The organism is Massilia mucilaginosa (assembly GCF_011682145.1).
Taxonomy (GTDB): domain Bacteria; phylum Pseudomonadota; class Gammaproteobacteria; order Burkholderiales; family Burkholderiaceae_D; genus Telluria_A; species Telluria_A mucilaginosa.
Map to the genome: position 1 here is coordinate 51,720 of NZ_WHJH01000010.1, position 16,781 is coordinate 68,500.

A 16,781-nucleotide genomic window follows, 5' to 3' on the forward strand; every position below is an offset into this window, starting at 1 on the left:
GCATAGTGCCGGGGCGTGCGCCGATCTCGCGCCGCCTGACGCCAATTGTGTGCCAAGTCCCTGTGTAAGTTACTCGACAAAAGCGGTCGAAAGTCGCATAGACGGGAATTGTCAGCCTGGTTAGCCTATCTCACCCGAACGTGTTTTTATAGCGAGCATATTCGGGTTGGAATCAAAACACCATTTCCAGATAGATACTGCTGCATCGCACCTTTGCAAACGCATATACATTGATCAGTCCCAAATGATAGCAATTGCAATATTTACACTTGTGTATTTTACACTGTTGCCAGCAAACTATTCGAAAATGTCGTCGTGTACATCATAAAAATGTTTCAGGAGACTTTCGTGCAAGAAAAATTAATCAGTGCCAGTATTCGCTTCATCTGCATGACTACGGCAATCGGCGGCGGACTGGCGTTCGGCCCAGCCGCTCATGCCCAGGATGGCGGAATCCAGCGGGTCGAAATTACCGGGTCCGCAATTAAACGCATTGCCAAAGAAGGGGCATTGCCGGTTCAATTTCTGAGCTCTGCGGACATTCAAAAATCGGGCGCGAAGAGCGTGGAGGAACTGGTCCAGTCGCTCCCTTCCATGCAGGGCTTCGTCACCGCATCCGAGTCGGTCAATGGCGGCGGCGGCGGCGTTCAAACCGCATCACTTCACAATGTCGGCGCCGCTTACACACTGGTGCTGCTCAATGGCCGCCGGCTCGCTTCCTATGGATCGGGCAGCGCTGTCAATCTGGCGAGCATTCCGATGACGGCGGTGGAAAGGGTGGAAATTCTGACGGACGGTGCGTCCACCCTGTACGGGTCCGACGCCATCGCGGGCGTTATCAATTTCATTCTGAAGAAAAACCAGCAAGATTTTCGATTGGACGCCGGAGCCGGCCGCCCCGGGAAGAAAGGCGGGCAAAGTTCCAGCTTCTCCGCCTCCAAGGGTTTTGGCGACCTCGACAAAGTTGGCTACAATGTGCTGCTCACGTACGCCCGCGACAATCAAAGTGAACTCAACGCGAAAGATCGCGATTTCTCCAAATCGGGCTTAAGACAGTTCACCGAGAACGGGAAGACCTACTCGACCTACCTTCTCGCCGCGAATACTGCACCGGCCTCCGCCACATTGAGCCTGAAGGACAATTCGGTAAAGATCTTCTCGCCGAACTATTACAAAGATGGAAAATGCGCGCCGGATACCGCTTTCGTCGGCAGCAGCGACGACAAGTCCTGCTGGTACGACTATGCGGGCACCGTTCAATTGGTTCCCAAATCGGTACGCGACAGTGTATTTTCTTCGTTCAACATGAAGATCAACGAGGAGCTGTCTGTTTTCGGCGAACTGGTCCTGTCGAAGTTTACCCAGACGGCGCGCTACGCACCGGCCGCGCAACGCTTGAGTTTGCCCTTGAATGGCGATTTGTACGCCAGGGAAGTTCTGCCCTACCTGGCGAACATCGGGGTCGCGCCTGGCGACGTGAAATCAGCCTCCATGAACATCCGTTTTACGGATGCGGGAGGCAGGGCGCGCGACTACATGACCAAAGCAAAACACCTCGCCCTTGGCGCATCGGGCGTCAAGAACGGGTTCGACTACTCGGCATCGTTTACCCATTCCGAGAACAGCCAGGAATCGACCTTCGTGGCCGGCTTTTTGAGCAAGAATACTTACAACGATATTGTCGCCTCGGGCAAATTCAATCCCTTCGGCCCGTCCGGGAGCGCATCGGCGGTGCTGGCCCCCGCCGTCCTGAATACGACCGAAAACACCACCGACGTCAAATTGGACAGGATCAGCGCCTCCGTCGGCCATGCGCTTTTCGACGCGCCCGGTGGGGCCTCGCAGCTGGCGCTCAGTGCGGACTATGCGCGACAGCGCTACGATTTCATGCCCAGCGCAATTTCCCAAGGAAGCAACGCGCAGCAGCCCAACTATACCGATACGCCCCTGGGCGACTCCGCCGATCACCTGCCGGTGCGTGCCAGCCGCAACAACTGGGGTGCATCGGCTGAATGGATGACGCCCGTATCGAAGACGCTGGAGGTGACCGCGGCCGCGCGCTACGATGCCTACTCCGCAGTGAAAAACAAGATGGTATTCGATCCATCCGACGGCAAGCTTCTTCCTTCCGCCGAGCAAGGCAATGCGAACAAGAAGGCGACCTACAAGCTCGCGTTCCGCTACACCCCTGTTGAAAACCTCCTGCTCAGGGGATCGTATGGAACCGGTTTCAAGGTGGCGAGCATGGACGCGATCGCTTCCCCGACTGTCCAGGCAGGCAACACTTCCGGGTCCTACGCCTGCCCGGTCAGGGCGCCTGATCCACGCGCCGCCTACTGCACCGGAACCACCCAGCAGTACTTGCTCAGCGGCGGCAACAATCTGTCGGGTTCAAGTGGTCTGCGCCCCGAAAGGTCTCAACAATATTCGATCGGCGCCCGTTTCGATCCGGTGAAAAACCTGTCTCTCGGGCTCGATCTGTGGTCGATCAAAATGAAAGACCAGTTGACCACGCTACCGGAGCAATTCCCGTTCGCGGACCCGGCCAAGTTCAACAACAACTTTTCGATTGTCTTCGATCAAGGAATTGGCGCCAATAAGCTCGTCACCTTGCTGCCGACCTTTAACCTCGCAGCCGCCAGGTACGGCGGCATCGACTGGGATAACTCGTATACCATCAGGACCAGCCTGGGCAAATTGGACCTCAAATGGAACGGCACCTACATGTTGAAGTCCGAAGTCGAGGTTCCGGGATCCCCTACGGAAAGCAGCGTCGGCCGGTTTGACGCCTACAACAACGCGACGTCGAGAACAGTGTCGCGCTTATCGGCCAGTTTTGCCAGTTCCGAGCGCTATACCAACACGCTCGCCATCAACTTCCGCTCCGGTTATCACGACCAGGTGCTGACGCCGGACGACAATGCGCTGAAACTGGTCAATGCCGATGGAAGTTTGCCGGTCGGCTTCGTCGGCCTGGCGCGCAAGGTGAAATCGTTTACAACCGTCGACTGGCAAACGCGCGTGCAATTGAAGCAGTACAGCAATTTGACAATCTCGGCGGGCATTCGCAACCTGCTCGATGCGGATCCACCGCTCAGCATTCGCACCGCTGGCGGCGGCAATCAGGCTGGCTATGACGCGCGCTATGCCAGTGCTCTCGGACGGCAGTTCTATGTCAATGGCGGCGTGAGCTTCTGATTGCGAAGCGGGATGCGGCTTTAGCGCGGCATCCATCCCGCTCGACTCGGCAGCCGGTGGCGCCAGCCCCGCTGCCGTTCATGCATCGGGCCGCGGCGCCATCCGCACACACGCGAGCCAGTGTCGTGTGTGAAATCGACATCATCGGCAATCCGTGGAGCCGCCTTCGATCCGCCAAGCGCTAGTCTCTCGTCTTCCGATCCAACACCAGCATCGCCACCGCCGATGCCAGTGCCAGCAAGGCAAAGCCGGACCACATCAGCAGGGGCTGATGAAGTCCCTTCGCGATGGAGGAGTATGCCCAACCGGAGAGAACGCCGGCCAGCAGGCTTCCCAGCGCCATCGATATGAAATAGTAGCCCATGAACATGGCGGTCTTTCCTGGCGGGGAAACCGCGCTGACAAACTCCTGGCTCTTGGGGGACACAATGGTTTCCGCGATGGCAAAGACGGCGATTGCCCCCAGCACGATCGCGCCACCGTAGGCCGAGCCTGCCGATAATCCGATGACGATGAGCGAGACCATCAGCGTGAGCACGCCGAAGACCAGCACCGGCAGTGCTCGGAAGCGGCGGGCGAACACGCTCACGCCAATCTGGCAGACGATGATGATCAAGAATTCGATATTGATCATGTACTCGGGCGCGATCTGGCGATAGGTCGCCGCCAGATGCTGCGCCAGGCTGTCGGCGTCGGTGCGACCAGACTGCAGCGCGCCAAGACTGCCATGGAGCACGTCGTCCGGTACCAGGATCCTGAGATTGGCCAGCGAGCGACTCACTTCCATGATCGCATCGCTGGTGGGCGGCCGCTGCTGAACGCTGGCCAGCAGTGCTTTCACCTCATCCAGGTTGACGTGCGCGAGCACATCGGCGGCGCGCGGCGATACCGCAGTGAAAAACCGCACCAGGTCGCCCGTATCGACAAAGTCCTTGATGAAAAGCGGCAGTGTCAGGAAGAGCTGGTAGTAAACCGCCCAGAAAACCGACAAAATGAGCAGGTAGGCCACAAAGCGCCGGTCGCCGACGCGGACCGGCTGGGCATGCCAATTGCCTGAGCGGCTGTTACGCACCAGGAAACTCCAGGCCATGTTCCCACCGATCCATGCCAGCAGGACCGATAGCAGGACCAGGAACGATCCGGCCGTCTTGATAAAATACATGACGACAGCGAGCGCGGGAACAATCAGGACCAGGAGCCGGACGTTGCCAAGGACCTCGCGCGAGTCGGCCAGCACCGTCTTGAGCGAGCGCGTATCGCTGCCGGTTGCGGCAGGCTCGCGGTACAGAAAGATGGCCGGTATCAGATTGATCGCCACCCAAAAAGACGACATCGTAAACACCAGATCCCAGCTGATCGCCCGCACATAGCCGGCAACGATGGGGCCAAGAAAGCCGCCCACATTGACCATCATGTAGAAAATACCGAAGCCCAGCCCGCGATTGCTGTCGTCCGTCGTGCGGCCGACCGTCCCGATCGCCACCGGCTTGAATATCGCGGCGCCGACGGCAACCAACACAAATACCGCGCAAAATGGCCAGAAACTGTGCATCTTCCCCAACAGAAAATAGGAGGGCGCCATGACCAGCGACGACACGATGAACATCTTCCGGTAGCCGTAGCGATCGGCCAGCGCGCCAGTAAACACGGGGAGAATGTACAGCACAAACGGCACAATACCTTGGAGAAACCCCCTCTCCTCATCGCTCAAACCGAGACCACCCTGCGTGCGGGGCGTGGTCATATACAGCGACGACACGGTGAAGAACCCGTACCACGCCAGGCGCTCGAATATTTCCATGGTATTGGCGACATAGAATGAGCGGTGAAACTGCTTCCCCTGGCGCTGTTTCATGGTCTGGCACGTCCTGCAATGCGGGCTCTGGTATTGCTGCGCTTCATACGCTGATCTGGAAAAACTTCGGCGCGTGGGTCAGGCAGCTTGCGCCGGCTTCGCCGACCAGGACATCATCTTCGTAGCGAACACCGCCGACGCCAGGAATGTAGATGCCAGGCTCGATGGTGACCACGAATCCCGTGTGCAGGGTGTCCTCGCAGCGCTGTCCCAGGAACGGGTGTTCGTGGAGCTTCAAACCCACACCATGGCCGAGTCCCTTGCCCGCGTAGTGCGCGAACGGCGAGCGGTCGATGATGCGCCTTGCTTCCCGATCAATTTGCTGTCCGCTGACGCCGGCGCGTGTCGACGCGATCGCCGCTTCCTGCGCTCGCAGGACGGTGCCCATCATGGAGAGCTGCTGCTCGGTCGGCTCGCCCGCAACGAAGGTGCGCGTCATGTCGGAACGATACCCATTGATCATCGCCCCGAAATCGATCAAGACGAAATCGCCCTCTTTCAAGGCGCGATACCCCGGCACGCAATGCGGCTTTGCCGAGTTTTCCCCGAACCCGATTATGATTGGAAACGCGAGATCATCCGCCCCCTTGGCCCGCATCAAGTACGCGAGCTCCATGGCCAGGTCGCGCTCGCTCACGCCGAGCCGAATCTGTGCGACAAGCGCTTCCAGCGCCTGGTCGGCGATCTGCGCAGCCCGCCTGATTTGGGCGACCTCCCACTCGTCCTTGCACGCCCGGAGACCTTCGACAATACCGTTGATTGGAACCAGCGTTATCGGCTGGAAGTGGTGTTGAATCTTCGTGAACAAATCCAGCGACAGATGCTCGGACTCGACCGCCACTCTGGAAACGGCCGCATTGCCCAGCACCTCGCCAATGACCTCGGCCAGGGTGGTTTTCTCCCTGTCCCGGCAAATCACAGTACAGTGCAGGCAGTCGGCATTGGCTTGCTCGACAAACCGGTAGTCGGTAATCAGATGCAGAGTATGACTTGCGAGTACGCCATACGCGGCCTCGCCGGTATATCCGGTCAGATATCGGAGATTCTCCGCTGAAAAGACCAGCAGCGCCTCCATGCCATGAGACCGCATCAGCGCCTGGGCATTGGCAATTCTGGATTGATAATTGGGTATTGGCATGGTTAATACTGTCCGATTCAGCACAGCTGCCGACGATCGCATCTTCACGTCGCACCCGAAGCAATAGGCAAGCGATCCGGCGTTCCGGCCGGGGTCCTATTGCGACAGGCGCAACCATATAAACTGCGCGCCGGAATGAGTAATCAAAAAAAGAGGAGCCAGAAGCTCCTCCAATTTGCCATCGATGGGTTGACGCCGATACGCCCAAACCCTGGCAAACGTGGAGACAGGACCAGTATAGGAAGCAGCGCCTGCGCTGTCTTGACCTGGCGCCCGGGCAAAATGCGCTAAAACGGCAGCATCGTATGCAACACCCCGGAAACATGCGCGATGCAAGCGCCAGGTGCCGGCTCGCACACCCTTTCGGCAGAACTGGCCATGCTCGCCAGCCAAGGCAGGAATGGTGTCGTTGACGGCGCGGCACGGTACGGTACGGAGGCTTGCAAGGCGAATCGCATGAGTATCATGCACAATTCGAGCTGCCAGTGATGGGGCCTCGAGCGGCGTAATTGATCTGGGCGTGCGCTGCATGTTCGAAAAGCAGCGGCCGAAGGTCCGCTGGAATTTGAGCAAGCGTGTCTTGCGCAGATACGCTTCGCGCGCGCCGTGCGTTTGCTCGCCCGGCGCGACGACACGCGCATTGCCGATCGCGTTCGCAAACGGCGACGCGGCTGAGAACAATCCATCCCGATGGCGCAGGCGCGCTCGCTATGCCTGCGCCGAACAGTTAATGGCGCAAGGCGGACGGCAGACTGCTTACGCTGAGTCTACTGAAACTATTTGTAAACTCGCCGGTGAGATGGTGCTCCTTTTTTGCCCCGATGGTTTCACCGAGGATAGTAAAGGCACCGGCGAGCCCGACTACCCACAGCATTTTTCTACAATACGCTGCGCCACTGCCGCGATACGCTGGCAGCTCTTCAACCAAGGGACATCATATGAACACGAATAGCAACCCCCAATTTTCCCCAGCATGGCAGGGACGGGTCAATGACGCCGCCGAGGCCTTGCGTCGGTTAGCACTTGATGAAGGCGCTAAGGAGCGCTTCTGCCACGATCCCGCGCTCCAGCCGTTCCTGGCGAAGATGTCAGGCCGCTACGTAGCCGGCAATTCGATCGAGCAGGCCGTTGATGCCGTCCGTGCGATCGGTGCACGAGGCCATGCCGTTTCGGTGGAGTACGTTGGTGAGAGCTGCCGCGACCGCGCGAGAGCCGATGCCGAAACCACGGTATTCCTGCGCGTGGTCGCGGCGCTCGACGCGGCTAAGCTGGCGTCGACGATCTCGCTGGATCTATCTCACATTGGCTCAACAGTCGATCCAGAGCTGGGCTTCGTCAATGCCAGGCGTATTGCTGCCGCCGCCGCGCGCGCGGGGCGCGAGGTAATGATCTCGATGGAGGGATCGGAACGGGCGGACTTGATCTACGCGATCTACGGCCGTTTGCACGATGAGGACGGCGCGGCGCATGTCGGCATCACCGTGCCGGCAAAGCTGCATCGCAGTAAATTGGATTTTCCGAAGCTGATGCAATACCCGGGCAGAATTCGTCTGGTCAAGGGCGCCTTTGCCGAATCAGCCGACATCGCCCTCACGCGCCATGATCCCTTGCTGGAAATCCGCTATCGCGCCTTCGCGGACGAGCTCATCGCAAGCGGCCGGCCATGCTCGATCGCGACGCATGATGGCGCGATCCAGCAATATGTCGCCGAGCGCATCAGTCCCCAGGCGGCGCATCGGCAAGGGGTGGAGTTCGAATCGCTCATGGGCCTTGGAACGGAACAAATCGATGAACTGTGCCGGTGCGGCTACCCGACCCGCGAATATGCGGTATTCGGAACGGAATATTTTCTCTATGTGCTCAACCGGATTGCCGAGGAGCCCTTGCGCGTGTATCAAGCCGTGATCGATTTGCTGGCGCCAGGGCTTCCCGGTAGTGGCCAGGCGTGGCGGCCACCAGCTGTTTGAATGTGTGCTGGAAGTGGGCCTGGTCTGCAAAACCGAGGTCGATTGCCACGTCGGCGAGGGCCTTTCCCTCTTTGAGCTGGACGCGTGCCTGCTGGATCCGTCGATTGATCAGGTAGGCATGGGGACTCATGCCAAAGGTCTTCTTGAATTCTCGCATGAAGTGGGCGGACGAGAGACCGGCCACGTGACTGAGTGTGTCAATCGACACTGCTTGGCGAAAATGCGCATCGATGAATTCAGCGGCGCGCGACAGGCGGGATGTGCCAGGGTTGGCCAGCGGGCGAGACATCGCCAGGCACTGCACCAGTGCGGAAAAAAAATCGATGCTGGCGCACTGTTTTTGCAAAATGCTTGCATGCCTGTCCATGAGTAGCCGGGACAGCCTATTTAGCTGAGCGAAAAGCTTGGCGGTCAGCGCTTGCGCGAATGGCCGGTATTGCGTGTCGGCCTCGCCTGCAAGCATGCTTTGCAATTGGCCCAGCCACGCTGGGTCGACATACAACATCGAATAAGACCAGGCCTCGCCAAGGTGTGGGTTGCAAGCATGAACCTCGCCGGGGTTCATGATCACGACAGTGCCGGCGCCAACCGTTTCAGTACATCGTCCATTGAAGTATGTGCTTGTGCCAGAACGGATCGCGCCGATCGAAAACACATCGTGCGCGTGCTTTCCATAGCAAAGTGCGCGCCCATCGGCTACCGTACGCAGTTCCAGATAGGGCAAGGCAGCGTCGCGCCAGAAAATGCAGTCGGTGGCATCCATGCGAAGCTCTTTTAAGTACATTCGTCATCGGGATCTCATGATACATGCTTTCTAGATCGCTTTCTGCTGGCATCTACCTGTCTCTCGCAACAGCCTGGGGACGACTGCCGTAAACGCTGAGCGCGCTGAGCCCGGCATGCCGTGGCCGGAATGGCGACAGGACAAGAACTGGATACAGTCTACGCGCCGCCGTCACCGCTTTTCCGGTCCAGCGCTGATCCCGCTGCCACAGGAGCATGTTGTCCGAAGGCTGCGAAGACACCGTCTTCTCCTATTAGATCGAAAGTAGCCTCATAGTAGGATTTTCCCCATTCGATAAATTCGTCTGCGTCCATCTGCACCACGCCGAGCAGCCATTCGGCCCCATCATCGATCTCATCGGGAATATGCGCATTTCCGGTTTTCCAAGTTTGACCGTCTTCGCACCAGCAGCAGAATGTGGCGTGCTCGTATTCGGCGGCCTCATCCTGAAGCAGACTCAAAAACTCAGAAGGGATGCCGTCATAAATCCCGGGCCAGATCTCGTATTCGTCGCGTGCATGCGGACTGACTTCTGATTCATGATCAAACCCTTTGATCAACGCCTTTCCGTCCGATGTAAAGAAGGCGACTACATTGTCTCCAGCACCGTTGTCGTATTTACCCATCGAAATGCTGTCGGACCAGTTCTCGTGATACCAGAACGCTCTGAGCCCATCTTTCGAAGTGACCGCTGCGGCGCACATGGCTGCGCATTGCATGGCACGTCGAAGCTGAGCAAGTGACAGTTTTGGGGTATTCATCTGTTTAGCATCCTGAAGTCATTGCAACGGCGCCGCTGAACGTCAGCTCCTGGACATTTCCGGTCGCCCGCCGGCGCGGGCTGCACCAGATTTGAGCTGGACATATGCTGGCACTATACCGCCTCATGCGCCAGCTGCAGCCGACCGGGCGCTTGTGTTTCCGGGCCATCTTCTCGATGAGCGGCAGGAAGCGAATCGCCCACCGGTTAATTGACGCATGGTCGACCGACACGCCGCGCTCTTCCATCATTTCCTCAAGGTGCCGGTAGCTCAGTGGATAGCCGGCATACCAGCGGATGCAGACGAGGATCACATCGATAGGAAAGCGCATCCCTTTGACGTTGAGCATGTCGATTCGTCTTGGGTTTGGACGCCGCAGTTTACATGATTGCCCCGCCGACGTTCGCTAATGCGACAGAACCCCGCGGGCTCACCGGTTACTGATGGCGGGTGGATCAGACTGTCCCGCCGTGGGTTTCAATGATGGCGGCAAGCGGCCTACGCAGGCATTCGCCGTGCCGCTGCCTGATCGCACCGAGGCGCGCGAAGAAAACGATGCGCCGGTCGCCGCCGGCCAGGCGCTGCAATTCGCCGCGCGCCCGGTCGTGCTGCAGCATCACGCTGAGCGGGTGCAGCGCAAGTCCGAGCCGCTGCGCGTTCAGCCATACTTCCATTAGGCGCGCGCCGGCCTGGACCATCACCGTCGATGCAACGTCGTCCGACGGCAGGCTACACAACAGCAGTTGCGCCGAGTCTTCTACCAGCGCCGCCAGTTGCGCCGCCATGTTATGCGGCACGCGCACGATGCGCAGCACTTGCATGACCTCCGGCGCCAGCACACATTGCATGATGCGCGTACGCAGCGGCGACATCGGTCCCATCAGGCTATGCAGATAAAAACCGTCCTCGGCCGGCTTGCGCGGATCGAAATGCAGGTAGCGGTAGGTTTCCTTCCATGCGCGGTAGCTGGAGAAGTCCAGCGCCGCGAACTGCCGTACCAAATCGGCGGCACGGGCAATGAAGGCCGGGCTGCGTTCCACCCGGATATGCAGTGGGTCCCCGGTCAGCTGTTCCGGCCAGTGCCGTTCCAACAATGGCGCGAGCACCATGTCACTGCAACTGCCCTCGGCAAACGGCGCGCGATGAGTACGGCGCTGCCGGACGCTGTCTTGCAACCCGGCTAATGCCGTGGCATCCGGAACGCGCTGCGGCTGCAGAGCAAGCAACACCAGGCCCCGGCAGCCATGCCCTTGTTCCAGCGATTGCAAGAACGGCATGGCTGCCGGGGCCTGGGTATCGAGCATATCCAGCCAGTGCCAGTTGCAGTGAAAGCCCAGCGCATCGAAGGCCGCGCTCAACAAGCCGAGGAACATGCCGCAACTGAGCTGCATTTCCAGCGCAAGACTGGGTAATGCTCTCAACGTACGCTTGCGATCGATGCCCAGCAGCAGCAACTGCTCGTGCTCCGGCCACGCATGTGCCGGCAAAAGTTGCGCCCGCATCCGCCTGTCTTCGATGTGCACCAGCTTCCATGGCTGGCAGTTGTGCGACGACGGCGCCTGGCGCGCAATGTCGGCCGCTTGTAGCAGGTTTTCTTCAAATTCCATGAACGTCCCTTACCCGTGCCCGTGTGACACGCACTGTCCTACCAGCGCCAGCGCGTAATCGCCGATCAGCCCGCCGTAGCCGCTAAGCTGCGCTCCTTGGCTGCTCGGCAACTGTGCCACAAGGCGCGGCGACACGCCCCATGACAAGCGGCCGTCGCAGCCGATTGCTTCGAGCTCAATGTCGGCAAACCAGCCGAATATGCTTTTCCCGTGTGCCTTCATGAAGGCTTCCTTGAAGGCCCAGACCGCGGTACGGACGGCATCGCCGCCGGCGGCGCTGACGCGCAATTCATGCGCAGTAAATGCCATCTCGCGTGCTGCATCCGGAAACTGCCTCACACGCTCTATATCGATGCCGACCGGATAAGCACTGGCCGCAGCCACTGCATATCCTTGCGAATGGCTGATGCTGACATGGCCAGCGGCCGCCTGCGGCTGGCCGCGATTGTGTTCGGCACTGCTGTTGCCGATGACCAGCGCATGCAACGGCGATTCGGCACCGGCCAGCGCATGCAGATGCTGCAATGCGGCCTTGGCGGCGACGCGCCCGGCCATCCATTCGCGGCGCCGCTTGGCCAGCCGCAATCCGTGCAGCCGCTCGCGCTCGGCATTGCCAAACATGCGTGCGAGGTAAACATGATCATTTTCGCGCCGCGCTACCGCGTCGACCGACACTGCGCTGACAACGCAGTCACCGATGCCCACTGTGCAAGCCGTTTCCGTCTGCGGCAACATGATTGCGGCAATGCCGCTCATGCAGGCGCCCGGTAACCGGCGCCGAGCTGCGTGCCGGCGACTTCCTCCACCACTTCCGCCATCGTGGAAAAGCACTCCACCAGCCGCGCGAAGCTCGCGCTGCCCATGTCGCGCTTGAATGCCTCGTTGCTGCTCACCTTGATTACCTCGATATAGTGGAACGGCGCATCATGCGCGCTACTGACCCGGTGCACGTCGAAACTGCGGACACTCGGCAATTCCGGACAGGTCGCATAGTCGGTGTCCAGTACCCAGTTTTCGAAAGCCTGCGCATGGCCGATGTCAAGCAGGCGGATTTTATGGACGATGGATTGCATGTGAGACTCCCGTGGTTAGTGAACGCTGCCGTCTGCTTGCAGCAGCAGGTGGTAATTGATGCCGCCGGTGCCGAAGGAACTGACCGCCGCGCGCCGGCTGCCGTCGATCGCATCCCAGCGCGTGTTGGCGGTCACCAGTTCGGCCGGGATGCCCGCCAGCGGCAACTGCGGATCGATCCGGCGGCGCAGCAAGGTGGCCGGCAGCGCATGCCGCTGCAAGGCGAGCACCGTTTTCAGCAAGCCGGCGGCGCCAGCGGCGGCGAAGGTATGACCGATGTTGGATTTGACCGAACCGATGCGCAGCGGCACCGCGCGCGCGCCGCCGTACACGCTGCCGATCGACGTCAGTTCCGCGAGATCGCCCAGGCGCGTGCCGGTACCGTGCGCTTCGACGTACTGCACGGTCGCTGGCGCATAGCCGGCCTGCGCGAAGGCGCGGCGCATCGCCAGCGCCTGCCCGTCTGGATCGGGCGCGGTCATCGACACTGCATCGGCGGAGCCGCCAACGCCGGTGATCGTCGCATGAATACGGTCGCCGTCGCGCAGCGCATCGCTGAGCCGCTTGAGCACGAACAGCGCCGCGCCATCGCCCGGCGAGAAGCCGTCGGCATGCTCGGCAAACGGCGCTATCCTTTGTTGCGACAGCATCATTTGCGACGAACAGAGCACCAGATCGCGCAGGTTGGCCGGCAATTCGACGCCGCCGGCCAGCACCAGGTCGTAGCGATGCCGACGCAACGCCAGCACCGCATTGTTGAACGCTGCCAGTGACGACGCGCAGGCCGCTTCCACCGCGACCGGCATCGCGCCAAGGCCGAAGCAGGCCGACACCAGTGCCGCACTGCCGCTGGCAAGGTAGCCGTCCAGCGTGAAATGATCGATGCCATTGTCCGCCGTACCGGCATCGGGCACGCTTCCCAAGGTGCGCGCCAGTTCAGGCGCGTGCAGCCGGCACGCGAGTTCGCGCTCGCGGCCCAGGCTGAGATTGGAGGCGACGAACACCGCAGTGCGGCCGAGCTTGCCGCGCTTGTGCGCCAGGCCGAAATCGGCCAGTGCTTCGGCGGCGACATGCAGGGTCAGCTTTTGCGCGATATCCAGCCCGGCAGCGCGCTTCGGGAATATTTTATATGCGGCAAGACCGGCATCGTAAAGCTCGCGCTGCTTGAGGTCAGCGCCGTATTGCGCATAGCTGGACAGCACAGCGGCCTCGCCTTCGCCAAAATAGGCGGAGCGCGGCAGTACGTTTTCCGGCAGCGGCTGCACTGCATCAAGGCCGTCGAACAGGCGCTGCGCGAAGTCGGCGCTATTGCTGCAGGGACCGAAGGCACCGCCGATGCCGACGATCGCAATCGGTTCCTGCTGTTCTTGCGCAGGCGACATATCGGACGACAATGCATGACTGGCACTGTCGGGTGCCGACAGCATCAGATGCCATTGCACGCCGGTCAGGCTACTGCCAAAGACGCCGGCAAGCTGCGGCGCGTCGCCAGGCCAGGCAATAGCAGCATCGGGATACGCAATACCGGCACGCGCATGCAGCGCTGCCGCACTGCGCATCCGCGGCAAGGTTTTTTCGTGCAACGCCAGGCTGCTGCCCGCTACCGCGGCGAGCGCCGCATTGGCAAAGGTATGACCGAATGTGGCGACACTGGCGCCAAGGTGCAGCGGCCGATGCTTGCCTTCCGCACAGGCATCGCTCAAGACGCTCAACAACTGCGGCACCTGGCTGCCGATGCCGGGCAGCACGCAGTCGATATACTGTTGCTCCGCCGCTGTCACTTGCGCCTGTGCACAAGCTTCATTGATCACATGGAACGCCGCCGTGCCATCAACTGCATAAGCCAATGCCCCCGGCACGTCCTGCCTTGCCGCACCCATGCCGCGCAGCACGCTGTAGATGCGGTCGTTGTCGCGTCGCGCATCGGACAAGCGTTTGAGCAGCAGCGCGGTGGCGCCTTCGCCCATGGGCGTGCCTGCTCCGTCCTGCGCAAAAGGGTGGCCGCCGCAGGCGCCAGTAAAACCCTTTCTTGCCAGTGCCAACGGCGTCAGAAGGCTCTCGATGCGTTGTCCGCTGGCGACGATCACTGCCCTGCTCTGGCCGCTGTGAAGCGACAGGCTGGCCGCCTCCAGCAGCGCGTAGCCGGTCGCATCCGCGCATTCCATTGCCTGCACCGGACCACGCAGCGACAGGATCGATGCAATGCGCGCCGGAATGCTGCTTGCCATTTCGCCGACCCGGTCATGCGAGGAGGAACCGAAGCGCTCGCGCAATGTCTCCTTCAGGAGCGAAAATTGATCGGCGCTGCCAGCAAGTTCATGCGCCAGCCGCACGCCTTCCACCTTCAATGCGTTGGCGATGGTGCTGTCGAAGCCGAAGCAGGTGCCGCACATGACGGCCACTTCATCGCGCGGCAGATCGCGCTTGTCATACCCGGCATCGCGCACGCACTCGTCCGCCACCTGCAACAGCATCAACATCATTTGCGATACCGATTTGCGGTAGACCGGCGGAATGCGGAAGCGCTTGAAATCGCATTCCATCTCGTCGAAAAAGGCGCCGTGCCATCCTCGCAACTGGTCGCGCACGTTGCCGTCAGTGTCCCAGTAACGTTCCAGCGGCAGCGGCGCAAAGTGAGACTTCCCCGCCTGCAGCTGCCGCCAGAACGCATCCTTGCCGCGCGCCTCTGGATACAGGCAACCGATGCCGATGATCGCGATCGGCTCGAAATCCGGCGGCTTATGCATCGGCGGTGACGATGTCGTTGCGCTCGTCCGCATGCGGCATGGCTGCGCTGTCGCTGGTGCCGCGAGTCGGTTGCTCCAGCGCGCGGTAGTCGATCTTGCCATTCGCATTCTTCGGCAATTCTTCCAGTTGCCGGGCAAGCCTGGGGATCATGTAGCGCGGAAGCCGGGCGCTGCAGTAGCTCTTGATATCGAGCACGCCAAGTCGTTCGCCGGCATGCCGCAGCGTGTAATAGGCAACGATGTGTTGCGTATCCCCCGCGCACGCCGCCACGACCGCGACTTCTGCGATACCCGGCATCGCGCCCAGCACCGCTTCGATTTCGCCGAGCTCGATACGGTTGCCGTTGAGCTTGAGCATGCGGTCCTTGCGGCCGTGGTAGTACAGGAAGCCGTTCTCGATGCCGACCAGGTCGCCTGTGGCATGCCGCCCGTGCAGGTGGTTGACGTGAGCGGCCGGTTCCTGCCGGCGCCAGTAGCCAGGCGTCACGCACGCGCCAGAAACGACCAGTTCGCCGATCGCACCTTCGCCGCTGACCGGCTGCCCGTCCGCGTCGAGAATTTCCGCAATCACGCCGGGCAGCGTGCTGCCGATATAGACTGGCTTATCGCGGGCCATGTCCTCTTCGCGCACGTGGTAGTACAAGCAGACGTTGGTCTCGGTCGGGCCGTACAGGTTATACAGCGCGCATGCCGCAGGCAGGCAGGATTTCAATGCCTGCAGTTGCCGTATCGGAAATACCTCGCCAGCGAACAGCACATGGCGCAACGATGCAGTAAGCTCGGATGTGAGCTCGCCGCTGCCAGCGAGCAGCGCGAGTGCCGACGGCACGCTGTACCAGACGCTGACCTTGTGTCGCCGGATGCCGGCGATCAGCGCCGCGAGATCGCGCTGCTCGTCCTCGCGCACGATCCATACCGCGGCGCCGACTGCAGCAGCGGCGAAGTAATCGAAGGTGCTCAGGTCGAAATGAAAACCGGCATGGTTGGCGAATACGTCGTGCGGCGTCAGCTTCAATTCCGCCAGTGCCCAAGCGATGAAACTGTGCAGGTTACCGTAGCTGATCTGCACGCCTTTCGGCACGCCTGTGGAGCCGGAGGTAAACAGGATGGCGGCGAGATCGTCCACAGCGGCGGCGAATGGCGGCGGCAGTTCGACCGACGGCTGTATTGCGGCAACCTTCATGATCGCAGTGTTACCAACCGGCGCATCATCGCCAGGCACATCATCAACGATCAGTATCAGTTTCAGCGTATCGCGCTGCCATCCGTCCAGCGCACGGAAATGCGCGGCATCCGTGACCAGCACCGTCGGTTCGGCGCTGTCCAGGATTTTCCTTGCGCGTTCCGCCGGCTGCGTGCCGTCCAGTGGCACATAGACGGCGCCGATTTCCATCGCCGCATACAGCGACAAGGCATAGTCCCGGCATTTCGGCAGCCAGATGGCGACGCGGTCGCCATGCCGTGTTCCATGGCGCGCAAAATGTGCGGCGCGCTGGCGCACGGCCTGGTAGAACTGTCTGTAACTGATGTCGTCAGGATCAACGAATGCAGGACGATCGGGATGTTCCTGCGCGGAGGTGCGCAGGTAATCAATGACTGGGGTGAAGGTTGGAGTAGTCATGTTCTTCTGTTAATTAGATTGAGGTGCTTCAC

12 protein-coding genes and 1 pseudogene are annotated in these 16,781 nt (G+C 60.6%); 2 read left to right on the top strand and 11 right to left on the bottom strand.

Features of this window, described 5'->3' with window-relative positions; genetic code table 11:
* Positions 1-348 precede the first annotated feature (348 nt).
* Positions 349-3,198 carry a TonB-dependent receptor domain-containing protein gene (locus F2P45_RS11345; protein ID WP_370663234.1) on the top strand — a complete coding sequence of 950 codons (2,850 nt, stop codon included), beginning with the start codon at positions 349-351 and terminating at the stop codon, positions 3,196-3,198.
* Between the two features lie 181 nt (positions 3,199-3,379).
* Here the strand turns inward: F2P45_RS11345 and F2P45_RS11350 are convergent, their stop codons facing one another.
* From F2P45_RS11350 to F2P45_RS11360, 3 genes are all read right to left on the bottom strand, one after another.
* Complete coding sequence (locus F2P45_RS11350; protein WP_166874390.1) at positions 3,380-5,053, bottom strand: MFS transporter; 1,674 nt, start codon at positions 5,051-5,053, stop codon at positions 3,380-3,382.
* A 43-nt stretch (positions 5,054-5,096) separates the two neighbouring features.
* On the bottom strand, positions 5,097-6,191 hold the full coding sequence (locus F2P45_RS11355) for a M24 family metallopeptidase (protein ID WP_166874393.1): 1,095 nt from the start codon (positions 6,189-6,191) through the stop codon (positions 5,097-5,099).
* Positions 6,192-6,287: 96 nt separating this feature from the next.
* Positions 6,288-6,872 (bottom strand): erythromycin esterase family protein, encoded by a 585-nt coding sequence (locus tag F2P45_RS11360; RefSeq protein WP_166874396.1) that lies wholly within the window; start codon positions 6,870-6,872, stop codon positions 6,288-6,290.
* A 257-nt stretch (positions 6,873-7,129) separates the two neighbouring features.
* On the opposite strand from F2P45_RS11360, the gene F2P45_RS11365 reads away from it, so the two are divergent.
* Positions 7,130-8,158 carry a proline dehydrogenase family protein gene (locus F2P45_RS11365; RefSeq protein WP_166874399.1) on the top strand — a complete coding sequence of 343 codons (1,029 nt, stop codon included), beginning with the start codon at positions 7,130-7,132 and terminating at the stop codon, positions 8,156-8,158.
* On the opposite strand, the gene F2P45_RS11370 is transcribed toward F2P45_RS11365, so the two are convergent.
* The 8 genes and pseudogenes from F2P45_RS11370 to F2P45_RS11405 form a co-directional block, all read right to left on the bottom strand.
* A complete protein-coding gene (locus F2P45_RS11370) occupies positions 8,052-8,921 on the bottom strand; it encodes an AraC family transcriptional regulator (RefSeq protein ID WP_166874401.1) in 870 nt (289 codons plus the stop codon). The genes F2P45_RS11365 and F2P45_RS11370 overlap by 107 nt on opposite strands.
* Positions 8,922-9,100: 179 nt before the next feature.
* Complete coding sequence (locus tag F2P45_RS11375) at positions 9,101-9,703, bottom strand: hypothetical protein (RefSeq protein WP_166874404.1); 603 nt, start codon at positions 9,701-9,703, stop codon at positions 9,101-9,103.
* Between the two features lie 124 nt (positions 9,704-9,827).
* A pseudogene (locus F2P45_RS11380) lies at positions 9,828-10,052 on the bottom strand (IS6 family transposase); the annotation flags it as partial.
* A gap of 106 nt (positions 10,053-10,158) precedes the next feature.
* Complete coding sequence (locus tag F2P45_RS11385) at positions 10,159-11,310, bottom strand: nitroreductase family protein (RefSeq protein WP_166874406.1); 1,152 nt, start codon at positions 11,308-11,310, stop codon at positions 10,159-10,161.
* Between the two features lie 9 nt (positions 11,311-11,319).
* A complete protein-coding gene (locus tag F2P45_RS11390) occupies positions 11,320-12,066 on the bottom strand; it encodes a 4'-phosphopantetheinyl transferase family protein (RefSeq protein ID WP_166874409.1) in 747 nt (248 codons plus the stop codon).
* Complete coding sequence (locus tag F2P45_RS11395; RefSeq protein ID WP_166874412.1) at positions 12,063-12,383, bottom strand: RedY/HapK family protein; 321 nt, start codon at positions 12,381-12,383, stop codon at positions 12,063-12,065. Before F2P45_RS11395 ends, F2P45_RS11390 begins: the two co-directional genes overlap by 4 nt.
* Positions 12,384-12,398: 15 nt before the next feature.
* Positions 12,399-15,128, bottom strand: coding sequence for a beta-ketoacyl [acyl carrier protein] synthase domain-containing protein (locus F2P45_RS11400; protein WP_166874415.1), 2,730 nt, complete (start codon positions 15,126-15,128; stop codon positions 12,399-12,401).
* Positions 15,121-16,749, bottom strand: a complete 1,629-nt coding sequence (locus tag F2P45_RS11405; RefSeq protein ID WP_166874418.1) for a D-alanine--poly(phosphoribitol) ligase — start codon at positions 16,747-16,749, stop codon at positions 15,121-15,123. The genes F2P45_RS11400 and F2P45_RS11405 overlap by 8 nt, the downstream gene beginning before the upstream one ends.
* Between the last annotated feature and the right edge of the window lie 32 nt (positions 16,750-16,781).

Excerpts from the sequence above, each read along its gene's own strand:
- F2P45_RS11350 (WP_166874390.1), bottom strand. The coding sequence starts at position 5,053 with ATGAAACAGCGCCAGGGGAAGCAGTTTCACCGCTCATTCTATGTCGCC.
- F2P45_RS11355 (WP_166874393.1), bottom strand. The coding sequence starts at position 6,191 with ATGCCAATACCCAATTATCAATCCAGAATTGCCAATGCCCAGGCGCTG.
- F2P45_RS11365 (WP_166874399.1), top strand. The coding sequence starts at position 7,130 with ATGAACACGAATAGCAACCCCCAATTTTCCCCAGCATGGCAGGGACGG.
- F2P45_RS11370 (WP_166874401.1), bottom strand. The coding sequence starts at position 8,921 with ATGGATGCCACCGACTGCATTTTCTGGCGCGACGCTGCCTTGCCCTAT.
- F2P45_RS11375 (WP_166874404.1), bottom strand. The coding sequence starts at position 9,703 with ATGAATACCCCAAAACTGTCACTTGCTCAGCTTCGACGTGCCATGCAA.
- F2P45_RS11385 (WP_166874406.1), bottom strand. The coding sequence starts at position 11,310 with ATGGAATTTGAAGAAAACCTGCTACAAGCGGCCGACATTGCGCGCCAG.
- F2P45_RS11390 (WP_166874409.1), bottom strand. The coding sequence starts at position 12,066 with ATGAGCGGCATTGCCGCAATCATGTTGCCGCAGACGGAAACGGCTTGC.
- F2P45_RS11395 (WP_166874412.1), bottom strand. The coding sequence starts at position 12,383 with ATGCAATCCATCGTCCATAAAATCCGCCTGCTTGACATCGGCCATGCG.
- F2P45_RS11400 (WP_166874415.1), bottom strand. The coding sequence starts at position 15,128 with ATGCATAAGCCGCCGGATTTCGAGCCGATCGCGATCATCGGCATCGGT.
- F2P45_RS11405 (WP_166874418.1), bottom strand. The coding sequence starts at position 16,749 with ATGACTACTCCAACCTTCACCCCAGTCATTGATTACCTGCGCACCTCC.